The sequence below is a fragment of the Desulfosporosinus sp. Sb-LF genome, assembly GCF_004766055.1.
In the GTDB taxonomy this organism is placed as follows: domain Bacteria; phylum Bacillota; class Desulfitobacteriia; order Desulfitobacteriales; family Desulfitobacteriaceae; genus Desulfosporosinus.
This window is the reverse complement of record NZ_SPQR01000010.1, coordinates 67,370-87,500: the sequence shown is the minus strand read 5'-3', so window position 1 is coordinate 87,500 and position 20,131 is coordinate 67,370. Positions and strand designations below refer to the sequence as shown.

The window sequence follows — 20,131 nt, the reverse complement described above, 5'->3', positions numbered from 1 at the left end:
GTGTACGCATCTGGGCGGCCTATAAGATACAATGCCATATATTACATAAATAGATTTAGAGGACATATGCATATCTTGTCGAATATTAATTGCTATGCTTTCAAAGTAAAGATATAAAAGCTGAATCTAGTTTCACACCTAGAGCGGGGGATACTTTTATGGGGTGAAACGCGCATACCATACGCGTCGGGCTAACACCTTGATGCCCGAATCCGTCAACTAACCTCGTAAGCTAAGAAGGGTGAAAATTATTTGAATTTCAATTGGACTCAAAACAAAAAGCTTATCCAACAAGTTCTCCACGACACTCGACGAAAAATATCTTGGAAATCACCGCTAGTCATCGGTAGTTTATCTATTACAATTATGTTAACTGGCGGGCTCACCTATTTTCTTTCGACCACGACGTCTGCAGCTGCTGTCATGATTAACGGTCAACAGATCGGCTTAGTCCGTAATGTTAATACTGGTAAAAATCTCATTGACACGTTTCTCAAACAAAGTGGCGAGCCATTCGGGCTGATTGCCAAAACGCATGACCAAATCAGTTATGAAACTGTCAGAGTTCATCCCGCGGTCTATCTTGAATCTACTTTGAGCGAAAAGACGTTGGACAATAAATTAAAGGTTTATCTTGATGGTTACAAGTTAGAGGCAGACGGTTCTACTATCGCAGTATTACCCAGCAAAGAAGATTCCGATAAAGTTCTAAAAGACTATGAAGCCTATTTTGTTAAACCCAGTGATGAAAACAAGGTGACTTCCGTAAATTTTGCTGAAAAAGTTAGTGTCGAAGAGGCAGAAGTTCAACCAGATCAAATGAAACAACTTGATCAAGCGTTTAAAGTGTTGCTTGACGGTAAAGTAAGGACAAGGGATTACACGGTCCTTTCCAGTGATTCTTGGTGGCTTATCGCTCGCAAAAACAATATGATGACAGACGAAGTATTAGCCGGTAATCCGGGAGCAACTAAAGATACAAAGTTGAAGCCAGGTCAACTGATTAAGCTTGTTGACTCTACACCTTATCTTACTGTCGTGAGTCAGGGAACCTATTCAGGTCAAGAAACAATTCCCTATGACGTCGAAACAAAAGCTGATAACAGTTTAGGAACCGGTCAAACAAAAGTCCTTGAACAAGGCAGTAATGGCTCAAAATTAGTTACCTATTCTTATGAGCAAAGGAATGGTATTGACGTTACCAAGCAAGTATTAGATGAAAAGATTATTCAAGTTCCTGTCAATCAAGTCGTTGCTAAAAGTTCTAGTAGTCGGCCTGTCAAAGTAGCTTTGGCTGTTTCTCGGGGAGGCAATGGTTCTTCAACCATCGTCGATCGCGCCCTCAGTTTGCAAGGGACGCCCTATGTTTTTGGCGGAACAACTCGAAGTGGCTTTGACTGTTCATCTTTTACCAAGTATGTCTACGCAAGTTCTGGGATATCACTTCCTCGTACATCGTATGCACAATTCGCTTCGGGAGTTGCGGTCGGCAGAGATAATCTTCAGCCAGGCGATTTAGTATTTTTTACAACGTATACTACGGGTGCATCTCATGTGGGCATATATATGGGGGGAGGACGTTTTGTTCATGCCAGTAACCCTAGTAGTGGGGTTACTACATCAAGTCTTAGTGATAGCTTTTACTCCTCCCGTTATCTCGGAGCTCGCAGGTATTAGAGCCCCTCTACATAGAAGGGTACGCGCCGCAGTAGGTGACGATTTCCCAATTCTTTTACGCGATTAGGTGTGTATAATTCCAAATGGGCAGAGCTGGCTATCAATAGCCTACGTCAAAAATGGGTAGAACAGTTTACGAAGAAACAAGGTCGGAAGTCTCATGCTTCCAGCCTTGTTTCTTTCTTGTAATAGAATAATAGATAATGATTCAATTTGTCTTTCAATATCCGGTATCATCTGGACAACCTTAATGTTAAGCCCTCCATGTCGCGGTCCCTTAAGCGCACCAATAGCTGCGGCCATAGCAGAGTAGGTATCTCTGCACCGGTAGAAGTGACGACGTAAGTCACATCCTAATCACCCTTAAAAAAGCGATCCTGCTTCTAGACAGGAATGAGCTTAGTATAAAACCACCAGTCACTAAAAGGCGACTGGTGGTTTGAGAGGATCGGCTGTTGTCTTTTATTTTGGGAGTTTAGATAAATACTTAAACGACGGCTGTAAATCAGTGTACAATTTCTTATAAAGCTCGTAATAGTCTTCATACACCTTACGTGTTGACAGATTTGGGGTTTGGATACTTTTCTTACTGACTAAATTGTCACAAGCAGCTTCTACAGAATCATAGATACCTGCTCCAACTCCCGCTAGTATTGCTACACCGAGGGCAGGCCCTTCATCCGCTTTGATCGTGCTAACAGAGCAACCGTACATATCCGCAAGCATCTGTCTCCAAACAGGACTTCTTCCACCACCACCACAGGCGATCATATCGTCGACATTTACCCGCATTTCCTTGAATACATCGACACATTCCAGCTGGGAAAATGCTACGCCCTCCATGACTGCTCGAATCATGTTAGCTCGATCATGCGAAGCGGACAATCCGAAGAATACCCCTCGACAATATGGATCCGGATGTGGAGAACGTTCACCCATCAAGTAAGGTAGATAAACAAGTCCACCTGCTCCGGGCATCACTTTTTGGGCTAACTGACCCATAACAACATAGGGGTCAACTCCTAGCTTTTCAGCCTCGATCATTTCCTCATTGCAGCAAGTATCTCTTAACCATTTTAACGATAAGCCAGCACCCAAAGTACAGCTCATGAGCGTCCATTTCCCTGGCACAGCACTACATAGAGTATGCACTCTTCCCTTAATGTCAATGGAAACATCATCCGAAATTGCGTACACGACACCGGAAGTACCTATAGTAGTAAAAGCATTACCTGCCCTTACAACACCTGTACCAACAGCAGCTGCAGAGTTGTCGGCTGCACCGCCCACAACGATTGTGCCCTCACGGAGTCCCGTCAACTCAGCTGCCCTTCTGTGTATTTTACCTGTAACGTCTGGAGATTCATAGATCTTCCCCAGCATAGATTTGTCGATATTAAACTTGGATAATATTTCATCAGACCAACAACGTTTAGGTATGTCCATGAGTTGCATACCAGAGGCATCTGACATTTCTGTAGCAAATTCACCCGTAAGCATATATCGGATATAATCCTTAGGAAGTAAAATATGTGCACATTTCTCATATACTTCAGGTTCATTGTTCTGAACCCAAAGTATCTTGGAAGCGGTAAAGCCTGTAAGCGCAGGATTAGCTGTAATTTCAATGAGTCGTTTTTCACCGATTATACTATTCATCTGCTGGCATTCTTTGTCTGTACGTTGATCGCACCAAATGATCGAATTTCTTAAAACGATGCCATTTCTATCGAGAATTACAAGCCCATGCATCTGTCCTGAAAGACCTATACCCGAAATTTCAGAGGCATCTATGCCGCTTTTAGTAATAACGTATTTAATACCATCGCATGTGGCATTCCACCAATCAGAAGGGTCTTGCTCTGCCCACCCATTAGCTGGCTGATATAATGGGTATTCTATCGTCTTTGAACAAATTACGTTTCCAACAAAATCAAACAACACAGTTTTTGTACCCGAAGTTCCTAAATCAACGCCAAGTAAATATTGCATCGCGCGCATCCCTCCTGATATGGAAGTCCCCAAAATTTGGTGTAATCGTCTAATCGATTTTTATAACTGCTTTAACTACCTCTTGTTTATGGTTAATGGCGAAGTCAAATGCTTGGGCAACGTCATCAAAATCAAACTCATGAGTAATAATCCCAGAGATATCAATAATGCCCTTTGCAATCGCATTGATTGCTTGAGGATAGATATTTCTGTAACGAAAAACCGATTTAATTTCTGCTTCCTTAGCCAAGATTTTTGCAAAGTTATATTCGATAATATCCTGAGGTGCCATGCCGACAAGGACTATACAACCACCATTTTTTATAAGATATGGGGTTTGAGTAATTGTTTGGACAGACCCTGCAGTCTCTATTACAATATCGACGCCTTTTTTATCCGTAATTTTATCAATTTCAGCTAAAACATCCACTTCAGTAGCATTTATTACAGTCGTAGCTCCCAGTTTTTTAGCATATTCAAGCCTTTTTGGAATAACGTCAACAACTGTAATATCAGTTGCACCAAACGCTTTACACGCCAGAAGCGTTACTAGACCAATAGTTCCTGAGCCGAGGATCACCACTGAATCTCCCAACTTAACATTACCTTGCTTTGCGGCATGCATACCAACTGCTAATGGTTCAACGAGTGCGCCCTCTTTAGTGGTGATCGTATCTGGTAGCTTAAATGCCATATTTTCCGGAAATGCTATATAGTTCATTAAGCAACCATGATAGGGCGGTGTAGCTAAAAATTCTACATCTGGGCAAAGATTGTATCTGCCAGTCTTACAAAATTCACATTCACCACATGTACATCCCGGTTCTAAGGCGACCCTATCTCCAACTTTGAGGTTTTCTACCTTTGATCCGATGGCTACGATTGTGCCTGCGCATTCATGACCAAGTATAAAATCTCCATCGACAATAAAATCTCCTATTTTCCCATGTTCCAAATAGTGTACGTCAGAACCGCAAATTCCAACATACTCGAGTTTTACAAGGACTTGTTTTTCTTTCGGTACAGGGACTTCAATTTCCCTTATTTCCAATTTGTTGAGACCAGTCATGTATGCTGCTCTATTTTTCATTGAGTACCCCTCCTTAAGTGATAAATTAAGTTAAAAAAGGTGCAAGTAGAGATGAACGCTATAGTAGAAGTGAACTATATTATAGAAACTTTAGGGAGGAAATCGGCCACTAGCACATATTCACAAAATGAATAGGCATGACATCTACCCAACAAGACAGCAATATTATTAACGAAAAATCGGAGCTTAATAGGTACGAAGGAAGGGTGCCTGCACTGCGCGTTTTGCCCACAGGACATTCATCCCTAAGGGGAGAATGTCCTGTGGACTCTAGAGAGCCAAAATGTCTTATTTAATTGATCCCGATTTTTTTAGGATTTCAATGTATTGATCAACATTTTCCTTGGTAACGAGTGGGTTACCGATATCTGTATTAATCACTTTTTCTTTACCGGTTAATAGCTTATTACTTGCATCTAGCATTTTCTCTGCGAGTTCATTAGCATTTTGCAAACACGTAGAAGTCATTCTGCCATCTTTAATCAGTAGTAATGCTTCAGCAGTTCCATCAACACCATAGGCAAGAATATTTGCAAATTTTGGGTTGCCTTTAACAACTTCAAGTGCTCCAGCGGCCATGTTATCATTCATAGAAATGACAGCATCAATTTTGTCATTAGCCTGTACCCAGTCTTCCATGTACTTCATAGCTTCATCTTTGTTCCAATTAGCAATTTGCTCACCAACGATTTTAACATCAGGGCGTTTGTCAAAGAACTCTTTCTGCCAGCTCTTACGTCTTTCGTCTGCATGGAAGTTACCAGAAGGTCCTTTTAAGACAACTACCTTTGCATTCTGTGGAATTTGTTTTAAAGCTGCACGCGCATTAACCGCTGCTTGCTCATATGGTTGAGCATCTACTGAAGATGCACCTTCAATACCAGAAATACGTGCGTTCGTTGTGATGGCGAATATACCAGCTTTAACAACCTTTTCTACATAGGGTCTTTGAGATTCGCCACTATTTGGCTGTACAATTACTAGATCAAATTTGTTGGTTATGGCATTCTCAATCATGGAGTTTTCTTTGTCATCATTTGCCTGTCCATCGAAAACCTCAAGTTTCATATTTGGGTATTTCTTGGCTTCTTCTTTTACTGAATTTGCAAGCCAAGCCGCAAATGAATCTGATTGAGCTCGTGCTATATAAGCAACCTTGTAGGTTTTCTGGCCACTAGCCGTGTCAGTCTGAGCAGGTGTTGCTGGCTTAGTTGATGCACATCCACCTAATAAACCTACTACGAGTGCCATAGATACTACACTTAACAGTTTCTTTCTCATTCTTTACCCCATCCTCTATAGTTATATTTTTTATTTATTAACAGCAAGGCTTATAACTAGGTTGTTGGTTAAATGACCGCGTTTAACAATATTAAGTGCTATCCAATTAGAAGCCTTATCTGATGTTTTTACTTATTTTCTACAACACCCTTATCCTCTATTCTGCCTAACATACTGTTTGCTCTACGGTTCCTGGTGCGGATATCGTAGATTACAGCAAGCGCAATAATTGTGCCACGAACTATTTGCTGCATATAGGAATCTACATTGGTTAGGTTCATAATATTATCTAAAAATCCTACAATGAACGCACCGGCAAGCGTTCCTCCTACAGTACCAACACCGCCAGAAAAGCTCGTTCCACCAATAATTGCTGCTGTTAGAGCAGTAAACTCATAATTGATAGCCCCATTTGGAAGACCTGCATTGACACGGGACATAAATAGAACACCAGCAAGCCCTACAAAAATACCATTGATAATAAAGGCAGTATATTTAACCTTGTGAACGTTAATCCCTGAAGCAATGGACGCTTCTTCATTCCCTCCGACAGCATAAAGAGAACGTCCGAACCGGGTATGATTTAATAAGTACCACGTCAGAATTGCAATGACTATTAGAAAAATAATAGGAATGGGGATTATCCCGATTGATCCCTGTCCTAACTCTACAAAATTTCCAAGCTGAAGAATATTTTGTCCCTTCGTAAATAGGAGTGCCACACCACGAGCTACTGTAAGCATTGCCAATGTAGCAATAAAAGGAGGTGCTTTAAAAGTACTAATCATAATGGCATTAATTACATTACATATAACCCCAGTCAGAATTCCAACAACTACTGCTATTAACAAAGAACCTGTCGTTTTATAGGCAGATACTGCAAATACTCCTGCAAGTGCAAGGACAGACCCTGATGACAAGTCCAGCATTCCACTTATGATAAGCATGGTCGCACTCAGTGCCAGAATAGTGGTTACTGACAACTGCCTGGAAATGTTGGTTAAGTTATTTACCGACAGGAAATTGGGATTTGCCAACGAGCAAACAATAAATAATGCAATCAAAATCATATAAATGCTATATTTCTTTTTTACTGTACTCCAAAAATTGCTTCTTATTTTCATTTTAGTTCACCCCGTCAGATGTTAAAGTTCCAGTAGCATACCTCATAATGAGTTCTTGGGAAAAATCTTCTCGATTTATCTCTCCTGTAATAGTCCCTTTGGCCATGACATAAATCCTGTCACACATACCAATTACCTCAGGAAGTTCAGAAGAAACAATGATAACTACTTTACCGTCTTTGGCCAAATCAGTCATGAGCTTATAGATTTCAAATTTAGCACCTACATCAATACCTCGAGTAGGTTCATCCAAAATTAGGATATCTGGATTCCTTATCATCCATTTGGCAAGAACTACCTTTTGCTGATTACCTCCACTCAATGATGCAATAGGTGTATCAATGGTTGGTGTTTTAATTCTCATTTTATTGAGAATATCGGAGACAATTTTCTTCTCAACTTTTTTATGGTTCCTGAAACCATAAAAAGCGCTTTTCAAGTTGGATAGAGTTGTATTTTCCTTAACAGATCGCATAGGAATAATACCGTATCTTCTCCTATCCTCAGAAAGCATCACCATACCATGATCAATACTCTGCCGTACGTTTCTAATAGTAACTTCCTTACCCTTGATTTTTACAACACCCGATGTTTTCGCATCCAGGCCAAATAGCGAACGCATAACTTCAGTTCGTCCAGCACCCATTAGCCCTGCAAAACCCAAAATTTCACCTTTTCTAACATGAAAATTAATATTATGATACACATTTGTGCAGTTCATGTTTTCGACCTGAAGCATATCTTCCCCGATATCTACTTGTTCCTTTGGATATGTCGTGGTAAGTTTACGTCCCACCATCAGGGCGATAACCGTTTCGATGTCCAGTTCTTCTTTAGGGTGGCTTTCTACAACTGTTCCATCTCTTAACACCGTTATCTCATCAGCTATCTGGAAAACTTCATCCAACTTATGAGATATATAGATGATACTTACTCCTCTAGCTTTTAGTTCTCTTATCTTAAGGAATAGTTTGTCTACTTCCTTAAGTGTGATCGCTGAGGTCGGCTCATCCATTATGATGATATCGGATTTATAAGAAATAGCTTTAATAATTTCCAACATTTGAATATCTGATATCGTTAGATCCTTGAGTGGTGTCGTAGGAGAATAAGGTAAATTTTCTGCCTTTAATAGCTCTTTAGTGCGTTGTCTTACCTCCTTCCAATTAACATTACCAAATCTATTTACAGGAAGATTCCCAAGAAATAGATTCTCTTCTACCGTCATCTCTGGAACGTAACTCATCTCTTGAAAGATCATTGAGATACCTAAGGTTCTCGCTTGGATAGGATTATTTATTTTCACTGGTTTTTCGTCAATGTAAATCTGTCCACTATCTGGTTGATAAATACCATTAATGATTTTCATTAATGTTGATTTTCCTGCCCCATTTTCTCCACACAAAACATGGACGGAACCTTTTTTGACAGTAAAATCAATTTTATCAAGAGCTTTTACCCCTGGAAATAATTTCTCAATCTGCGATACTCTTAACTTAATAGTTTCTTCCATTTTTCTTCCCCCATGAGATTATTTGTTTAATATTTTTCTCATGCTGATCCCGAAATCAGAATAGAATCTCTTACATCCATATTTCTCCTAACAGAAACCCTTTAAAAACAAACTTTACTTATTTGTTATGATTTATATAACACTTTTGTAAATTGGTTTTAATAAGATTATAACGCTTTTTTGACTTAAGTCAACAACTATAATATAATATTTGGAATTTACTTAATAATCCAATTATTTTTCCAATTGTTGACAAAATATTAGTTAAAATACTCCTTTATTGCTAAGTATTCCACTTATGGAACAACCTTATTTATTCGCGTAGCTTCAATGTTAGCAGTATTCAAATTTTGGAGTGAGCTAGAATATGTGGTGCCTAAAATAGCCCTAAGGCCCAGCTTAAACGCATATTTCGATAGATAAAGCTGTCTGTAGTTTTTTAGACATGAAAATATCATCTTGCCTGAACTACTAAAATATCCAGTAAAGATGATATCATAGTTTAGAATTCGTACTAAAGGAAGCACTTCATAACGGTTTGGTACAACCCCGACAATAAACTAAACATTATTAATAAAGCTTTCAACATGTTGTAAGGCTGCTCCAACGGCAGTAGCCTCCAATTTATATTTACAGACATGTAGATAACTTCCGTCAACCTCAAAAGAATTTCTTCTACATACTAATTCTCTTAAATGTTCTATGTGTTCGTCCATATATGCTCCAGCATATCCACCTAGAATAACATTGCAATCATAGAGCATTCTTAAGTTGTTAATAATTACCACTAAATGCGTAAGATATTCTTCCCACAGAGCTTTTTGAGGCTCATTATTTAATCGTAAAAGTCTAAAGAACTCAGAAATATTCCCGTTTGTGCTATCTGATAAAACTTTTGCTGAACAGTATACATCTACACAACCTTTTTGTCCGCAGTAACAAGTACGACCGTTTTGAACAATTGTCATATGTCCAAACTCACCACTACGTTGATTTTGCCCTGAATAAATATTTTTACTGATGATAATAGATCCACCCACACTATTATTAAGAGAAAGATATACGACATTTTGGATATCTTCTTCGTTCCATAATTCTGCAAATCCAGCCGCATTAGCATCGTTACTTAAAATGCATGGATATGGAATAAATTCAGAAAAATCTTTTACGCTTCCCCCTTTGAAATCGATAACTGTAGCGTAATTTACCATTTGTTTATCAGCTGATAATATTGCAGGCAAGGCAATACCCACACCTAAAATTCTGCAACTTTCTATTGTGCAATCCTCTATAAAGTGCCTTACTAAATTACCAACCCCTTCAAAATACTCTTTGGAGTTAACAAATGGATACTGATTTCGTATGTTTTTAATCACTTTTCCGCTTAAATCAATTAATACAATTCCTACATGATTTCTTGTAATATCTAATCCAACAGCATATTTAAGATTGTTGTATGTAATTGCTTTTGCTTTTCTGCCTCCTGTAGATTCAAATAACCCTGTCTCAATAATCAAATCTCTTTCTTGCAATTCTTTAAGATTTTGTGTAACGGTGGGTAAACTCATATTTAACGTATGAGCGATTTCTTGTATAGAAATAGGGTCATGCTTATACAAAAATTTATATATAGCATTTCGATTGATCTTTTTCACTTCCATGCTATTTACTCTATTAATTGCCAATTTATCTAATCACCGACTTTCATAAATGTCTTTTCATAATGTTATTTAATAATAGTATATTTTTATTGACTTTGCAATCGCGTCGGTTTTGAGATTCCCCTCACATTTAAGGTCAGCAAAGAATGTTGAGCGATTTTTCTAACTTTAAAACTGGGATTCATGAGAGATAAACTAAGTAAGAAAACAATGTCCAATCAACAGCCGCTGGGCGTTCGCTTAGCAGCTGTTGATTGGACATTGTTTTCTTAGTCGACTCTTCTTTAACTTCTTCAAGCAACTTCCAGATGCTCATAAACTCATAAAAAATATCTTTATCCTCGAGAGCCAAAGCATCCGCTTCATTTAAGAGTTTGTTATAGGAACTAAGGATTTTCTGCGAGACAATTGTCGCTCGATAAATCTGAGTCCTCGTTTACACTTGCCTTTATTTAAGGGAGCCTAGGCCTTGCATTAGGTTAATTTGGCTTTACTTTACTCTACGTTACTTAATCAAAGTATATACTCCCTTTGTATAATATGGTAAAATAAACCATAAATAGTTTAAGAAGGGGTTGTTGTCACATGGCTAAACATACTAAAACTACTAATATCGCTAATACTCCTAATACTGTTAAAACTGCACGTATCATTTCTGTTGCCTCGCAGAAAGGTGGGGTTGGCAAGACGGCAACCGTCACAAACATGGCAGTAGGGTTAGTTAGTCTCGGATATAAGACGGCTATCATCGACATGGATGCTCAAGGTCACATTGCATTTTCGTTTGGAATCAAGAAGATTGACTTAAAGAAAACAATTTTTGATGTTTTAATTGGCGAAGCAAAAATGAAAGACATCAAGCAGAATGCGTTTGGAGTGGATCTGTACTTGTCAAACAATTCTCTTTCTGATCTTAGCCCAAAAGTAATGGCACATCTTAATAGCAAGCAATTTCCCGCCCCCAAATACCTTTTGAAAAATGCAATCGGTCAGATAAAAACTCAATACGATTACATACTAATTGATACTTCTCCGAGCAATGACATACCAACTATGAATTCCCTTTTAGCCTCCACAGATATTATCATCCCTGTCCTTCCGGAGGGTCTATCTATTGATGGCATCTACGACACACTTTTTTTAATCAAGAGTATTCAGGAACAAGGTGCAAAGGTAAATATTTTAGGGCTATTACCTACGATGGTCCAAGACCATACTAACCTTCATCATGTGATGCTCCAAGAACTACGGAAACGTTTTGCTGAAACCCCAGATATCAAGGTTTTTGACACAATTATCAAACGTGCCATACGACATGGGTTAGCTCAATCCAATGGTGAACCTGATATTAAAAATGCACCAGAGTATCTTTCTTTTGTAAAGGAAGTATTTGCCATAGCATGATTGACATCACTAATTCACTTGCCAGAGCTCATGCACACCAGATACTTTCTATCTCCTATGTCTGCAATCCATCATGACGTTATGATTATAGACCTTTTCAGAAAGATCTTGTCTAGAAATAGAAGGATTTCCATCAGATAAGTGTGAAGCGCCAGTTGTAGACGGTGGCAAATGATCGTAACCTTTAGTGGTTTGATCGATATAGCCTGAATTTTTCAGAACAATGTATGCTGCTCTAAGCTTTCGAGGTAAAAAGTACAGACCCTCAATTTTTAAAGGTTTTCCTGCACCAGGAAGGTTCTTGAAATCCCCCCTAGCAATCGCTTCCTGAATTCTCCGTTCAGTAAAAATACTAAAGATATCCTTCACGTTGCTACCCCCTCACATGTTACAAAATAATCTTTGTTTTTGTATTATATGTTGAAGGTGCCCCCCCTGCACTAAGAAAATTCCCCAAATAAAGAGCAAGGTGCTCCGCGTCGATACGCGAAGCACCTTGCTCTTTCGAGCCATACTCTTGATACTACATATTTTAAAACCTCAATTATTTCCCCAGATATTCCTCAATTTAGTATTGCCGATGGCGTGCATAGTTCCTTACAATTTAGGTCATCATAAAGAGAATCATGATGGATAGGAGGGATTAAATTGGCTAAACCAGATAATCGGGCGGATAATGAGGCGCACCTGCAAGAACATATCGATCATACTCTAGCAAATTTGCATGAAGCTGAAGATTACCTTGACGAGCATGCAGATGAGATTACAGCGGATGAGAAGCATGATATTGAAGCTAAAAATGATCGACGCAAAGAAAGTATTAAGAGTTTCATAGCGGAAAAAAGAGACGAAGCTCAGCATTAAAGCTTTCTATCTTGCGTTCCACCCAATCAAGCAGCTCCTTCCGGTTTAGGAAGGAGCTTTGCTCATTTCAACCTCTTTCTCTCTAATTTTGTAGAAAGAGGTTGAAATGAGCAATTTATTCTCAAAAACTTCACAATTAATTAACCACTTGCTAAAATTTATAGCATAAACTTAAAATTAAATTTGGAGGTGGATTATTTTTGAATATATTACAGACTAAGAAGACTTTCTGCTCAGATACAGTCTTATGGTCTTCTTGTTGTGCATTATTCTGCTTATATGCAATTTGGTTATCCTGTTACGGTATAAACGACTGGTCTATCCGAACGCAAGAACGATTTTGGAACAAGATGGGATTCATCTCAATAATCTTGGCAATAGGTTCTGTTATTTTTTGGCTGAGTAAAAAGAAAATCGCAAAGGTAAAAGAAGTAAAAAGCGGTTTAACAATTCTTCATTTGAGAGAATCACACATTGCGCTCGGCTGGATATCATTTGCTATAGGCCTTGGTCATAGTATCTTTTTCATCGTCAATGATCTCGGTAGACCGAGTCGCAACTTTACCGGATATATCGCACTCATTATTATGCTATTGGTCATTCTATCTGGTGCAATGTATAAGCACAAAGTTCTTAAGGTCAGTGTAATAAAACAGTGGCATTTGGTCATTGCGTGCGTTTTGGTGGGTATCATGCTCGTACATATTTGATTAAGTACTTTTTGCCGCGATGTTCAGCACCCTTCCAACAGTTTAGGCGCTGTATGAAATTGTTTATGTGGTGTCATCTATAAAAGGCCTCCGTAGTTCATTGGCAAAGTTCGGAAGCCAGCTGAATTATGACTCTCTTCTCTTGGCACTACAAAACTACAGAGTCTCCCTTTCACCTATCCGCCTTGCTTACCTTCCGAAGCCGACCTTTGATCGGAGTGTTTTGCAGATCTTGCAGCACCAGCTCACCTTTATTGTTTAAGATTTCGACAAAGGTAGATACATCCAGGATATTGATGATCCCGATATCAGCCGCAGTTATTCCTTGAATACTGCATAGTGTGCCAACAATATCGACCGGTCTCATCTTTGTTTTCTTCCCGGCATTCACATGGATTTTCATAATTTCAGTGCTCAGCTGCGCGCCTTTTGTTTCTTTGATATCTGGCGGCGTCTTGATTTTCGCCATGAAATATTGTTTCGACTGACGCACCGTTTCTTCTTCCGGTCTTTCCTTCAAAAGTATCTCTTTTCCGATGTAGTCATGGATATCCTTCAAAAATTTATTTTCCTCTTTGGTAACAAACGTAATGGCTTTACCCAACTTGTTGACGCGGCCTGTTCTACCGATCCGATGAACATAGCTTTCTCGGTCATATGGGATATCATAATTAATGACCAAGGTAATGTCCTCGATATCCAGACCTCTGGCCGCAACATCTGTTGCACATAGATACCTGAAAAATCCTTGCTTAAACTCATTCATGACGCTCAATCGATCCCGTTGTTCCATTCCCCCATGAAGCTTCTCACAAGAATAGTTTAGCTTTACGAGTTCAGCGTACACCTCATCGACCGTTTGTTTGGTATTGCAAAATATCATGCAGCTATCCGGGTTTTCGACAATCGTTAGATCTAGTAGAAGCTGCATTTTATCCGTTTGATCGACCTGATATCGTTCTTGAGCGATCCGATCTGTCGCTGGATGTTGTTCTTCGATTTCCATACAGATTGGGTCTTTCATGATTTTATTACATAAAACATTAATGTCTTGAGGCATTGTCGCTGACAATAAAATCGTCACCCGTTCTTGAGGCAAGCTGGAAATGATGGTTTCAATTTGCTCGATGAAACCCATATTCAGCATTTCATCGGCTTCATCGATGACGAGATAGTTTATATTGGATGTATCAATAGTCCCTCTTTCGATATGATCGATCAACCGACCTGGGGTTCCAACCACAACATGGGTTTTTTGTTTAAGTTCCTTTTCCTGAACGTGGAAAGGGTACTTCCCATAAATTGCAGCAACTTTTAACCTTTTGAATCGGCCAATATGGAACATATCTTCTTTGACCTGAGCTGCAAGTTCTCTGGTTGGTGTGAGCACTAAGGCTTGCGGTTTATTCTGTTCCCAGTCCACTAATTCGCAAATAGGAATAGCGAAGGCCGCCGTCTTTCCGCTACCAGTTTGGGACTTAACGATGATATCCTTTCGGGCCAAGACAGCCGGGATCACCTGTTCCTGGGCTTTGGTGGGACTGATGAAATTCAACAAACTAATGGCTTTTAATAACTCGCTACTTAATTGATATCCGTTAAAATTACGATCGATCATTTAGTCATCTCTTTCATTATTACGATTTCTGATGCACGCTTTTTTCAAATTCTCCTAAGCTCGATCTCCTATAGTATAAATGAATAGGCCCTGAAACATTCAATTTCCTTCATACTTAGCTGTCGCCTATTACCTATTACCCTTTATGTTGGATAAACCTATCTATTAATGCCGGGCCATACTTCCTGTACTCTCTCGATGAATGTATGGTGAGCACAAACATCTCCAGCTTAGGGATTAAAATGACCCGATCTAGACGATAATCATCCTTGATCGGGCTATCAAAAGTAGGCCCTCGCATCGCCCGGATCGGTTAGCGATCAAGGATGGTTGCGACGAAGTCCGAAGTGCGGGGCACAACTGTTCGGTTTGGCTGTTAGCTAACATGTCGATAATCTTTCTCTCGTGAAGTGTCTTGCTTTTAGCGAGAAATTCTTGTGATTAAGGGATGAGTAGGTGCAATAGTTGCCTTTTAAGATCTAACGCAACACTAGAAAGCAACAGCTCATCCGGATCACGCGGGTGTGGGAATGGGATTTTAAACTCTTGGATAATCTGAGCGGGACGTTGGCTTAGAACAACGACTCTGTCCGAAAGAAGAATAGCCTCATCAATATCGTGCGTGATCAATAAAACGGTATGCCTTGTTAAGGTCCGCCGTGCGAGACTGCAGGGGAACTGAGCATAAAAAAACACCGCAGTAATGCGGCGTCCCTATTCTCAAATCCTTCCTCCGCTGGCATTACCCAGATCAGGTTGAGGGTCGGGCAAGTTGCCCCTCTCAGCCAGAAAACTCCAGCTCCCCTGTTACCATATTAAGTCTATATTACACTAACACATTGAGTGTTTCAGTGCAATCTTTAATTTCCGCCATGATTAACACCCCTATTTCTGATGGCAAATCTAAAAGGTTTCTATTGATATGTGCTCGCCCTCCTGCTCGATCACACTCTTACACGTGTTTGCCCTTTTTCCTTTTGACAAGAACATACGTTTCATATTATAGTGTTTAATAGTTGCTAGGTAAGGGGTGTTGAACATTGATATTTATAATAAATTGACAATCTTGTCAGACTCAGCTAAATATGATGTGGCTTGCACTTCCAGCGGTGTAGACCGAAGTGGCAAGCAAGGCAGTATAGGTAGCGCAGCAAAAGCTGGGATTTGTCATAGCTTTTCGGCCGATGGGCGATGCATATCGTTACTAAAAGTACTGATGACGAATGTCTGCATCTTTGATTGCAAATACTGTGTCAATCGCATGTCAAACGATATCGTAAGAGTCGGGTTTACGCCTTCAGAACTCGCAGAACTTACAATCAACTTCTATCGGCGGAACTATATAGAGGGTTTATTCCTGAGTTCAGGGGTCATTAAAAATCCGAACAATACGATTGAGCAAATGATTAAGGCTCTTGAGATATTGCGTAACGTTTATCACTTTGGCGGTTATATTCATGTCAAGGCAATACCAGGAGCAGATAGTGAGCTCATTACCCGCTTGGGACTTTTGGCTGACCGGATGAGTATAAACATTGAGCTGCCTTCTCAGGAGAGTCTAAAGCTCTTGGCCCCAGACAAGACGAAGGAGTCCATACTACGTCCGATGGGACTGATTACTACTAAAATCCAGGAAAGCAGTACTGATCTAGTAAAATTTCGTCATGCTTCCAAATTTGTGCCAGCCGGACAGAGCACACAGCTGATTGTGGGGGCGACTCCCGACACAGACCATAAGATATTAACTCTAACCGAAGGGCTTTACAGAAAATACCATCTTAAGAGAGTCTTTTTCTCTGCCTATATACCGGTGGCTGAGCATTCACTACTACCTTCTATAGATATCAAACCACCTCTAGTGCGAGAGCATCGGCTTTATCAGGCCGACTGGCTTTTACGGTTTTACGGCTTTGAAGCTAAAGAACTGCTTGATGAACAAAATCCTAATTTCAATTTACAAGTGGATCCCAAATGCAATTGGGCACTCAACCATTTAGAGAAGTTTCCTCTTGAGATTAATAAAGCGCCCTATGAGATGCTTTTACGAGTGCCTGGAATCGGCGTGACAAGTGCGATGCGTATTCTTACAGCTAGGAGAACTGGCCCGATCGATTTTTCTGGACTTAAAAAGATGGGTATTGTCCTAAAACGCGCACAGTATTTTATTACCTGTAAGGGAAAAATCATGGAGGGTTTAAAAATAACGTCCGATGGAGCCATTAGAGCCCTTATGGCTGATCAACACAAGCTTCCGTCTCCTTATCCTGAACAGCTGTCGCTATTTAACGAGCCTTTCCTTACGAGAGAGGATGTGCAACAATGCCTGACAGGACAGATTTAGTCTACGCTTATGATGGTAGTTTTGAAGGGCTGATGTGTTGCGTTTTTGAAAGCTACGAGCAAAAGGAGAATCCCAGTATCATCCGACCCCCAGGTGTACAGCAGAGCCTTTTTGATACGGCGAAATGGATTGAAACGGACGAACATAAGGCAGACAGGGTTTTTAACTCGATTCCATCAAAGATATCCTCTAAAGCACAGGAGTTGATTAAGCTTGGTTTTTTAACATGTGCTCCGAATAAAGAATTGTTAATCTATCATTTCCTACGTTTGGGTTTTAAGTATGGGTGCAAGGTGATGACGATGCTCACGGACGATACGGTTTGTTCCCTCCAAAAAGCTGTACGCCATTTAACGTCTGAAAGTCAGAAGTTCATGGGATTTGTTCGTTTTTCCGTTTATGGCGAAGTGTTAGTGGCGGTAATTGAACCTAAAAACTTTGTGTTGCCTCTTCTATCAGTGCATTTTTGCGACCGATTCCGGAACGAAACATTTATGATTTATGATAAAACTCACAGTATGGCCTTAATTTATCGGTCACAAAAAGCGGAGCTGATCTTTGCCGACGAGTTGACGTTGCCAGAAGTTGACGGTACTGAAATTGAGTACCGTCAATTATGGAAGCAATTCTATAAAACGATTGCCATTGAAAGTAGAAATAATCCACAGTGTCGTATGGCACTGATGCCGAAACGGTATTGGGATCACATGACCGAATTGGATGATAGTATTGAACAAGCTAAATCTAAAGGGCCAGATCAGTGGCGTGTAGCGGAAACTGCTACTGAAATACTACCAACTTCGATAGGTGCTTTAGCTTCCCCGTTCCAATATCCAACTCGCAAGTAAGACGGTATCTTTTCATTTGCCACCTTGAGTTTGTTTCACATTGATCAATTAGGGTATAAATTTCTAAATACATTACGGTACAAAAGTTAGATCCTTGCGAAATCTAGTTTCGCACTCTTGGTCGTTGGGTAATTAAATTCGCATAAACTAAGAGGTTAACTCACCCCCACTTTAGGAGTAATGAGTTAACCTCTTTTGGTTGCCATAACATCATTGTCCACTATTTCATGATGATTCCTTCCGGATCAATAGTTTTATAGAGCAGATCCAATTCTTCATAGGTAGGAGTCAGAGTTTCTCCCTTAACCCTAGAGATATTAAGATCGAAACTGCAGTTTTCACGGCAATCCTCAGCGGTAAAACCAGGATGAACAGTATCTAGATACATCTCGCCGTTTTCATCAAAGCGATAGACACCCATGTCAGAAATTACAGCGGATGGTCCACCATTGAATGCCGGACCGTAGACCTCCCGCTTGGGAACCCATTCTTTATCGGGCCAATGAGGAATTTTCCATCCAGGCGAGGTGATATAGCTGACTCTTTCCACAAAACGACGTTTCTGACCGAACTGAGGCATAATCAAAACGCTTCTCTTGGCTAGGGAATGAATATCAGAATTACCCCCACTACCTGTAAGCCTTTTACCCGTGGGGCCGCCCATAAAGGTGCAGTTAACGTTCCCATAGAGATCGACTTCAGCACCACCCAGATAAGCCAAGTCAACCTTGCCAGATTGTAGTTGGCCAAACACGTCGGTGAGACCATCGGCAACTGCAGCCTGGTAGCTACAACGAGCGTCCGCCACAGAGGTCGGCAGGTCGATGGGTTTACCGTCGATAGAACCCGATTCATAAATACAAACGGCTGTGGGGGCTTGAGTATGCTGAGCCACCATGATAGCCAACATAGGTAAGCCAGTGCCTGCAAAGACGATCTCGCCATCCTGTACTTCCCGAGCAGCGGCACAGGCCAAGAGGTCCATGGGTTTAAATTCGCCAGGCTTAGAATATTCTTTTTTGCTATCCATTATCTAGACCCCCTTTTCAGTGTCGAAGAATAGCCCAGAGAAGGATTGGCTTTCAGAGGTTCCAGACGGGTAATCCCTAATTTACTCAGATATTCTTGGAAGTCTTTAACGCCGAAGATCCATTCATCTGCCCACTTATCAAAACCTTCCTGGGTGCGGGTGGCTTTAAAGAAGTTGGCGATAAATTCTCCATCAGGTTCATGTACCCCATACAAACCGGTTGGGTGAGCACCCCAGGGTAATTCGACAATATAATCCACCAGGTAACCAGGCAACATATTGCGGGTCGGTTCCCTGCGCAAGTATTCTTCTGAAACAACCTTTTCAGCGATAATAATATTGTGTTTAGAAGCCTTAATAACTTCTAGATCACTAAATTTTAATCCATCAACCCTCACGGTCCCTTCAGCACCCACCATTTGGACATGAGTGATACACCAGTCTGGATTTGCAGCTGGGACCAAGACGATCTCAGAATCCGTGAAAGGTTCTTTATACATAACATATTTATACTTACCTATATGGGGGTTGGATCCATCACGGAGACCTGCTTTACCTAGGTTATCATTTTCTGGATTCAACATATCGCTTCCCATGGCAGCATAGGTGGGTAAAAACGGAAGACCCTTAGCTCCGGCAGTCAACCTGTTTAAGACATGAATATGTGCCCAGTCTTCATATAAGATTTCACCTTTTTCAATTTTACGGGCCAGGTTACTGCCAAATTTCCCATAGAGTTCGTGTCCACACCAGCTAGATTCCCATATTCCTACGCAACCAGCGCCTACGAGCATATCATCATGAGTTCCGCCATTAACCTCGACGAGATGAAGATTGCGTTTTTTCTGACGAATGAGCTCATAAATAGCTGCCATAGGTCGACGCCAAACAGTAAAACCTCCGAATGTCAACATATCACCATCATTGATCTGCCCTACCGCTTCAGTAAGACTAACAATTTTAGGCCTGGCCATTGTG

General features: G+C 40.4%; 18 protein-coding genes, 1 pseudogene and 2 riboswitches. Of the genes and pseudogenes, 6 read left to right on the top strand and 13 right to left on the bottom strand.

Annotated elements, in window-relative coordinates; genetic code table 11:
• Positions 1-108: 108 nt before the first annotated feature.
• A riboswitch (cyclic di-AMP (ydaO/yuaA leader) is annotated at positions 109-249 on the top strand.
• A gap of 3 nt (positions 250-252) precedes the next feature.
• Positions 253-1,677, top strand: a complete 1,425-nt coding sequence (locus tag E4K68_RS15510) for a C40 family peptidase (RefSeq protein WP_243450403.1) — start codon at positions 253-255, stop codon at positions 1,675-1,677.
• A gap of 210 nt (positions 1,678-1,887) precedes the next feature.
• Here E4K68_RS15510 and E4K68_RS21150 read toward each other — a convergent pair.
• The 8 genes and pseudogenes from E4K68_RS21150 to E4K68_RS21480 form a co-directional block, all read right to left on the bottom strand.
• A pseudogene (locus E4K68_RS21150) lies at positions 1,888-2,027 on the bottom strand (citrate/2-methylcitrate synthase); the annotation flags it as partial.
• A 112-nt stretch (positions 2,028-2,139) separates the two neighbouring features.
• Positions 2,140-3,669, bottom strand: coding sequence for a xylulokinase (gene xylB / locus E4K68_RS15500; protein WP_135379841.1), 1,530 nt, complete (start codon positions 3,667-3,669; stop codon positions 2,140-2,142).
• A 49-nt stretch (positions 3,670-3,718) separates the two neighbouring features.
• Positions 3,719-4,759 (bottom strand): NAD(P)-dependent alcohol dehydrogenase, encoded by a 1,041-nt coding sequence (locus E4K68_RS15495; protein WP_135379840.1) that lies wholly within the window; start codon positions 4,757-4,759, stop codon positions 3,719-3,721.
• 288 nt (positions 4,760-5,047) lie between these two features.
• Entirely contained in the window at positions 5,048-6,040 is a 993-nt protein-coding gene (locus E4K68_RS15490; protein WP_135379839.1) for a sugar ABC transporter substrate-binding protein, read from the bottom strand.
• Between the two features lie 128 nt (positions 6,041-6,168).
• A complete protein-coding gene (locus E4K68_RS15485) occupies positions 6,169-7,164 on the bottom strand; it encodes an ABC transporter permease (RefSeq protein WP_135379838.1) in 996 nt (331 codons plus the stop codon).
• Between the two features lies 1 nt (position 7,165).
• Positions 7,166-8,677 carry a sugar ABC transporter ATP-binding protein gene (locus E4K68_RS15480; protein WP_135379837.1) on the bottom strand — a complete coding sequence of 504 codons (1,512 nt, stop codon included), beginning with the start codon at positions 8,675-8,677 and terminating at the stop codon, positions 7,166-7,168.
• 560 nt (positions 8,678-9,237) lie between these two features.
• Positions 9,238-10,338 (bottom strand): ROK family transcriptional regulator, encoded by a 1,101-nt coding sequence (locus E4K68_RS15475; protein ID WP_135379836.1) that lies wholly within the window; start codon positions 10,336-10,338, stop codon positions 9,238-9,240.
• Positions 10,339-10,519: 181 nt separating this feature from the next.
• A complete protein-coding gene (locus tag E4K68_RS21480) occupies positions 10,520-10,654 on the bottom strand; it encodes a hypothetical protein (protein WP_282432998.1) in 135 nt (44 codons plus the stop codon).
• Between the two features lie 269 nt (positions 10,655-10,923).
• On the opposite strand from E4K68_RS21480, the gene E4K68_RS15470 reads away from it, so the two are divergent.
• Positions 10,924-11,742: an AAA family ATPase gene (locus E4K68_RS15470; RefSeq protein WP_135379835.1), complete on the top strand. Its 819-nt coding sequence runs from the start codon at positions 10,924-10,926 to the stop codon at positions 11,740-11,742.
• A gap of 48 nt (positions 11,743-11,790) precedes the next feature.
• Here E4K68_RS15470 and E4K68_RS15465 read toward each other — a convergent pair whose 3' ends face one another.
• Complete coding sequence (locus tag E4K68_RS15465; protein ID WP_135379834.1) at positions 11,791-12,111, bottom strand: DUF1992 domain-containing protein; 321 nt, start codon at positions 12,109-12,111, stop codon at positions 11,791-11,793.
• Between the two features lie 279 nt (positions 12,112-12,390).
• Between E4K68_RS15465 and E4K68_RS15460 the strand changes: the two genes are divergently transcribed.
• The gene (locus tag E4K68_RS15460; protein ID WP_135379833.1) at positions 12,391-12,606 is read left to right on the top strand and encodes a small acid-soluble spore protein Tlp; all 216 of its coding nucleotides are present in this window, start codon (positions 12,391-12,393) and stop codon (positions 12,604-12,606) included.
• A 200-nt stretch (positions 12,607-12,806) separates the two neighbouring features.
• Positions 12,807-13,316, top strand: coding sequence for a hypothetical protein (locus tag E4K68_RS15455; protein WP_158291439.1), 510 nt, complete (start codon positions 12,807-12,809; stop codon positions 13,314-13,316).
• A 172-nt stretch (positions 13,317-13,488) separates the two neighbouring features.
• Here E4K68_RS15455 and E4K68_RS15450 read toward each other — a convergent pair whose 3' ends face one another.
• On the bottom strand, positions 13,489-14,934 hold the full coding sequence (locus E4K68_RS15450) for a DEAD/DEAH box helicase (RefSeq protein WP_135379831.1): 1,446 nt from the start codon (positions 14,932-14,934) through the stop codon (positions 13,489-13,491).
• Between the two features lie 441 nt (positions 14,935-15,375).
• Positions 15,376-15,630: a hypothetical protein gene (locus E4K68_RS15445; protein ID WP_199241792.1), complete on the bottom strand. Its 255-nt coding sequence runs from the start codon at positions 15,628-15,630 to the stop codon at positions 15,376-15,378.
• A gap of 14 nt (positions 15,631-15,644) precedes the next feature.
• Positions 15,645-15,750, bottom strand: a riboswitch (TPP riboswitch).
• A 223-nt stretch (positions 15,751-15,973) separates the two neighbouring features.
• Between E4K68_RS15445 and E4K68_RS15440 the strand changes: the two genes are divergently transcribed.
• Both E4K68_RS15440 and E4K68_RS15435 read left to right on the top strand, forming a co-directional pair.
• Positions 15,974-17,275, top strand: a complete 1,302-nt coding sequence (locus E4K68_RS15440; protein ID WP_135379859.1) for a putative DNA modification/repair radical SAM protein — start codon at positions 15,974-15,976, stop codon at positions 17,273-17,275.
• On the top strand, positions 17,254-18,123 hold the full coding sequence (locus E4K68_RS15435) for a TIGR03915 family putative DNA repair protein (RefSeq protein ID WP_135379830.1): 870 nt from the start codon (positions 17,254-17,256) through the stop codon (positions 18,121-18,123). The genes E4K68_RS15440 and E4K68_RS15435 overlap by 22 nt, the downstream gene beginning before the upstream one ends.
• A 220-nt stretch (positions 18,124-18,343) precedes the next feature.
• Here E4K68_RS15435 and E4K68_RS15430 read toward each other — a convergent pair whose 3' ends face one another.
• A complete protein-coding gene (locus tag E4K68_RS15430; protein ID WP_135379829.1) occupies positions 18,344-19,153 on the bottom strand; it encodes a CoA-transferase in 810 nt (269 codons plus the stop codon).
• Positions 19,153-20,127: a CoA transferase gene (locus tag E4K68_RS15425; RefSeq protein WP_135379828.1), complete on the bottom strand. Its 975-nt coding sequence runs from the start codon at positions 20,125-20,127 to the stop codon at positions 19,153-19,155. Before E4K68_RS15425 ends, E4K68_RS15430 begins: the two co-directional genes overlap by 1 nt.
• Positions 20,128-20,131 lie beyond the last annotated feature (4 nt).

Excerpts from the sequence above, each read along its gene's own strand:
- xylB (WP_135379841.1), bottom strand. The coding sequence starts at position 3,669 with ATGCAATATTTACTTGGCGTTGATTTAGGAACTTCGGGTACAAAAACT.
- E4K68_RS15495 (WP_135379840.1), bottom strand. The coding sequence starts at position 4,759 with ATGAAAAATAGAGCAGCATACATGACTGGTCTCAACAAATTGGAAATA.
- E4K68_RS15490 (WP_135379839.1), bottom strand. The coding sequence starts at position 6,040 with ATGAGAAAGAAACTGTTAAGTGTAGTATCTATGGCACTCGTAGTAGGT.
- E4K68_RS15485 (WP_135379838.1), bottom strand. The coding sequence starts at position 7,164 with ATGAAAATAAGAAGCAATTTTTGGAGTACAGTAAAAAAGAAATATAGC.
- E4K68_RS15480 (WP_135379837.1), bottom strand. The coding sequence starts at position 8,677 with ATGGAAGAAACTATTAAGTTAAGAGTATCGCAGATTGAGAAATTATTT.
- E4K68_RS15475 (WP_135379836.1), bottom strand. The coding sequence starts at position 10,338 with ATGGAAGTGAAAAAGATCAATCGAAATGCTATATATAAATTTTTGTAT.
- E4K68_RS21480 (WP_282432998.1), bottom strand. The coding sequence starts at position 10,654 with ATGAGCATCTGGAAGTTGCTTGAAGAAGTTAAAGAAGAGTCGACTAAG.
- E4K68_RS15470 (WP_135379835.1), top strand. The coding sequence starts at position 10,924 with ATGGCTAAACATACTAAAACTACTAATATCGCTAATACTCCTAATACT.
- E4K68_RS15450 (WP_135379831.1), bottom strand. The coding sequence starts at position 14,934 with ATGATCGATCGTAATTTTAACGGATATCAATTAAGTAGCGAGTTATTA.
- E4K68_RS15435 (WP_135379830.1), top strand. The coding sequence starts at position 17,254 with ATGCCTGACAGGACAGATTTAGTCTACGCTTATGATGGTAGTTTTGAA.
- E4K68_RS15430 (WP_135379829.1), bottom strand. The coding sequence starts at position 19,153 with ATGGATAGCAAAAAAGAATATTCTAAGCCTGGCGAATTTAAACCCATG.
- E4K68_RS15425 (WP_135379828.1), bottom strand. The coding sequence starts at position 20,127 with ATGGCCAGGCCTAAAATTGTTAGTCTTACTGAAGCGGTAGGGCAGATC.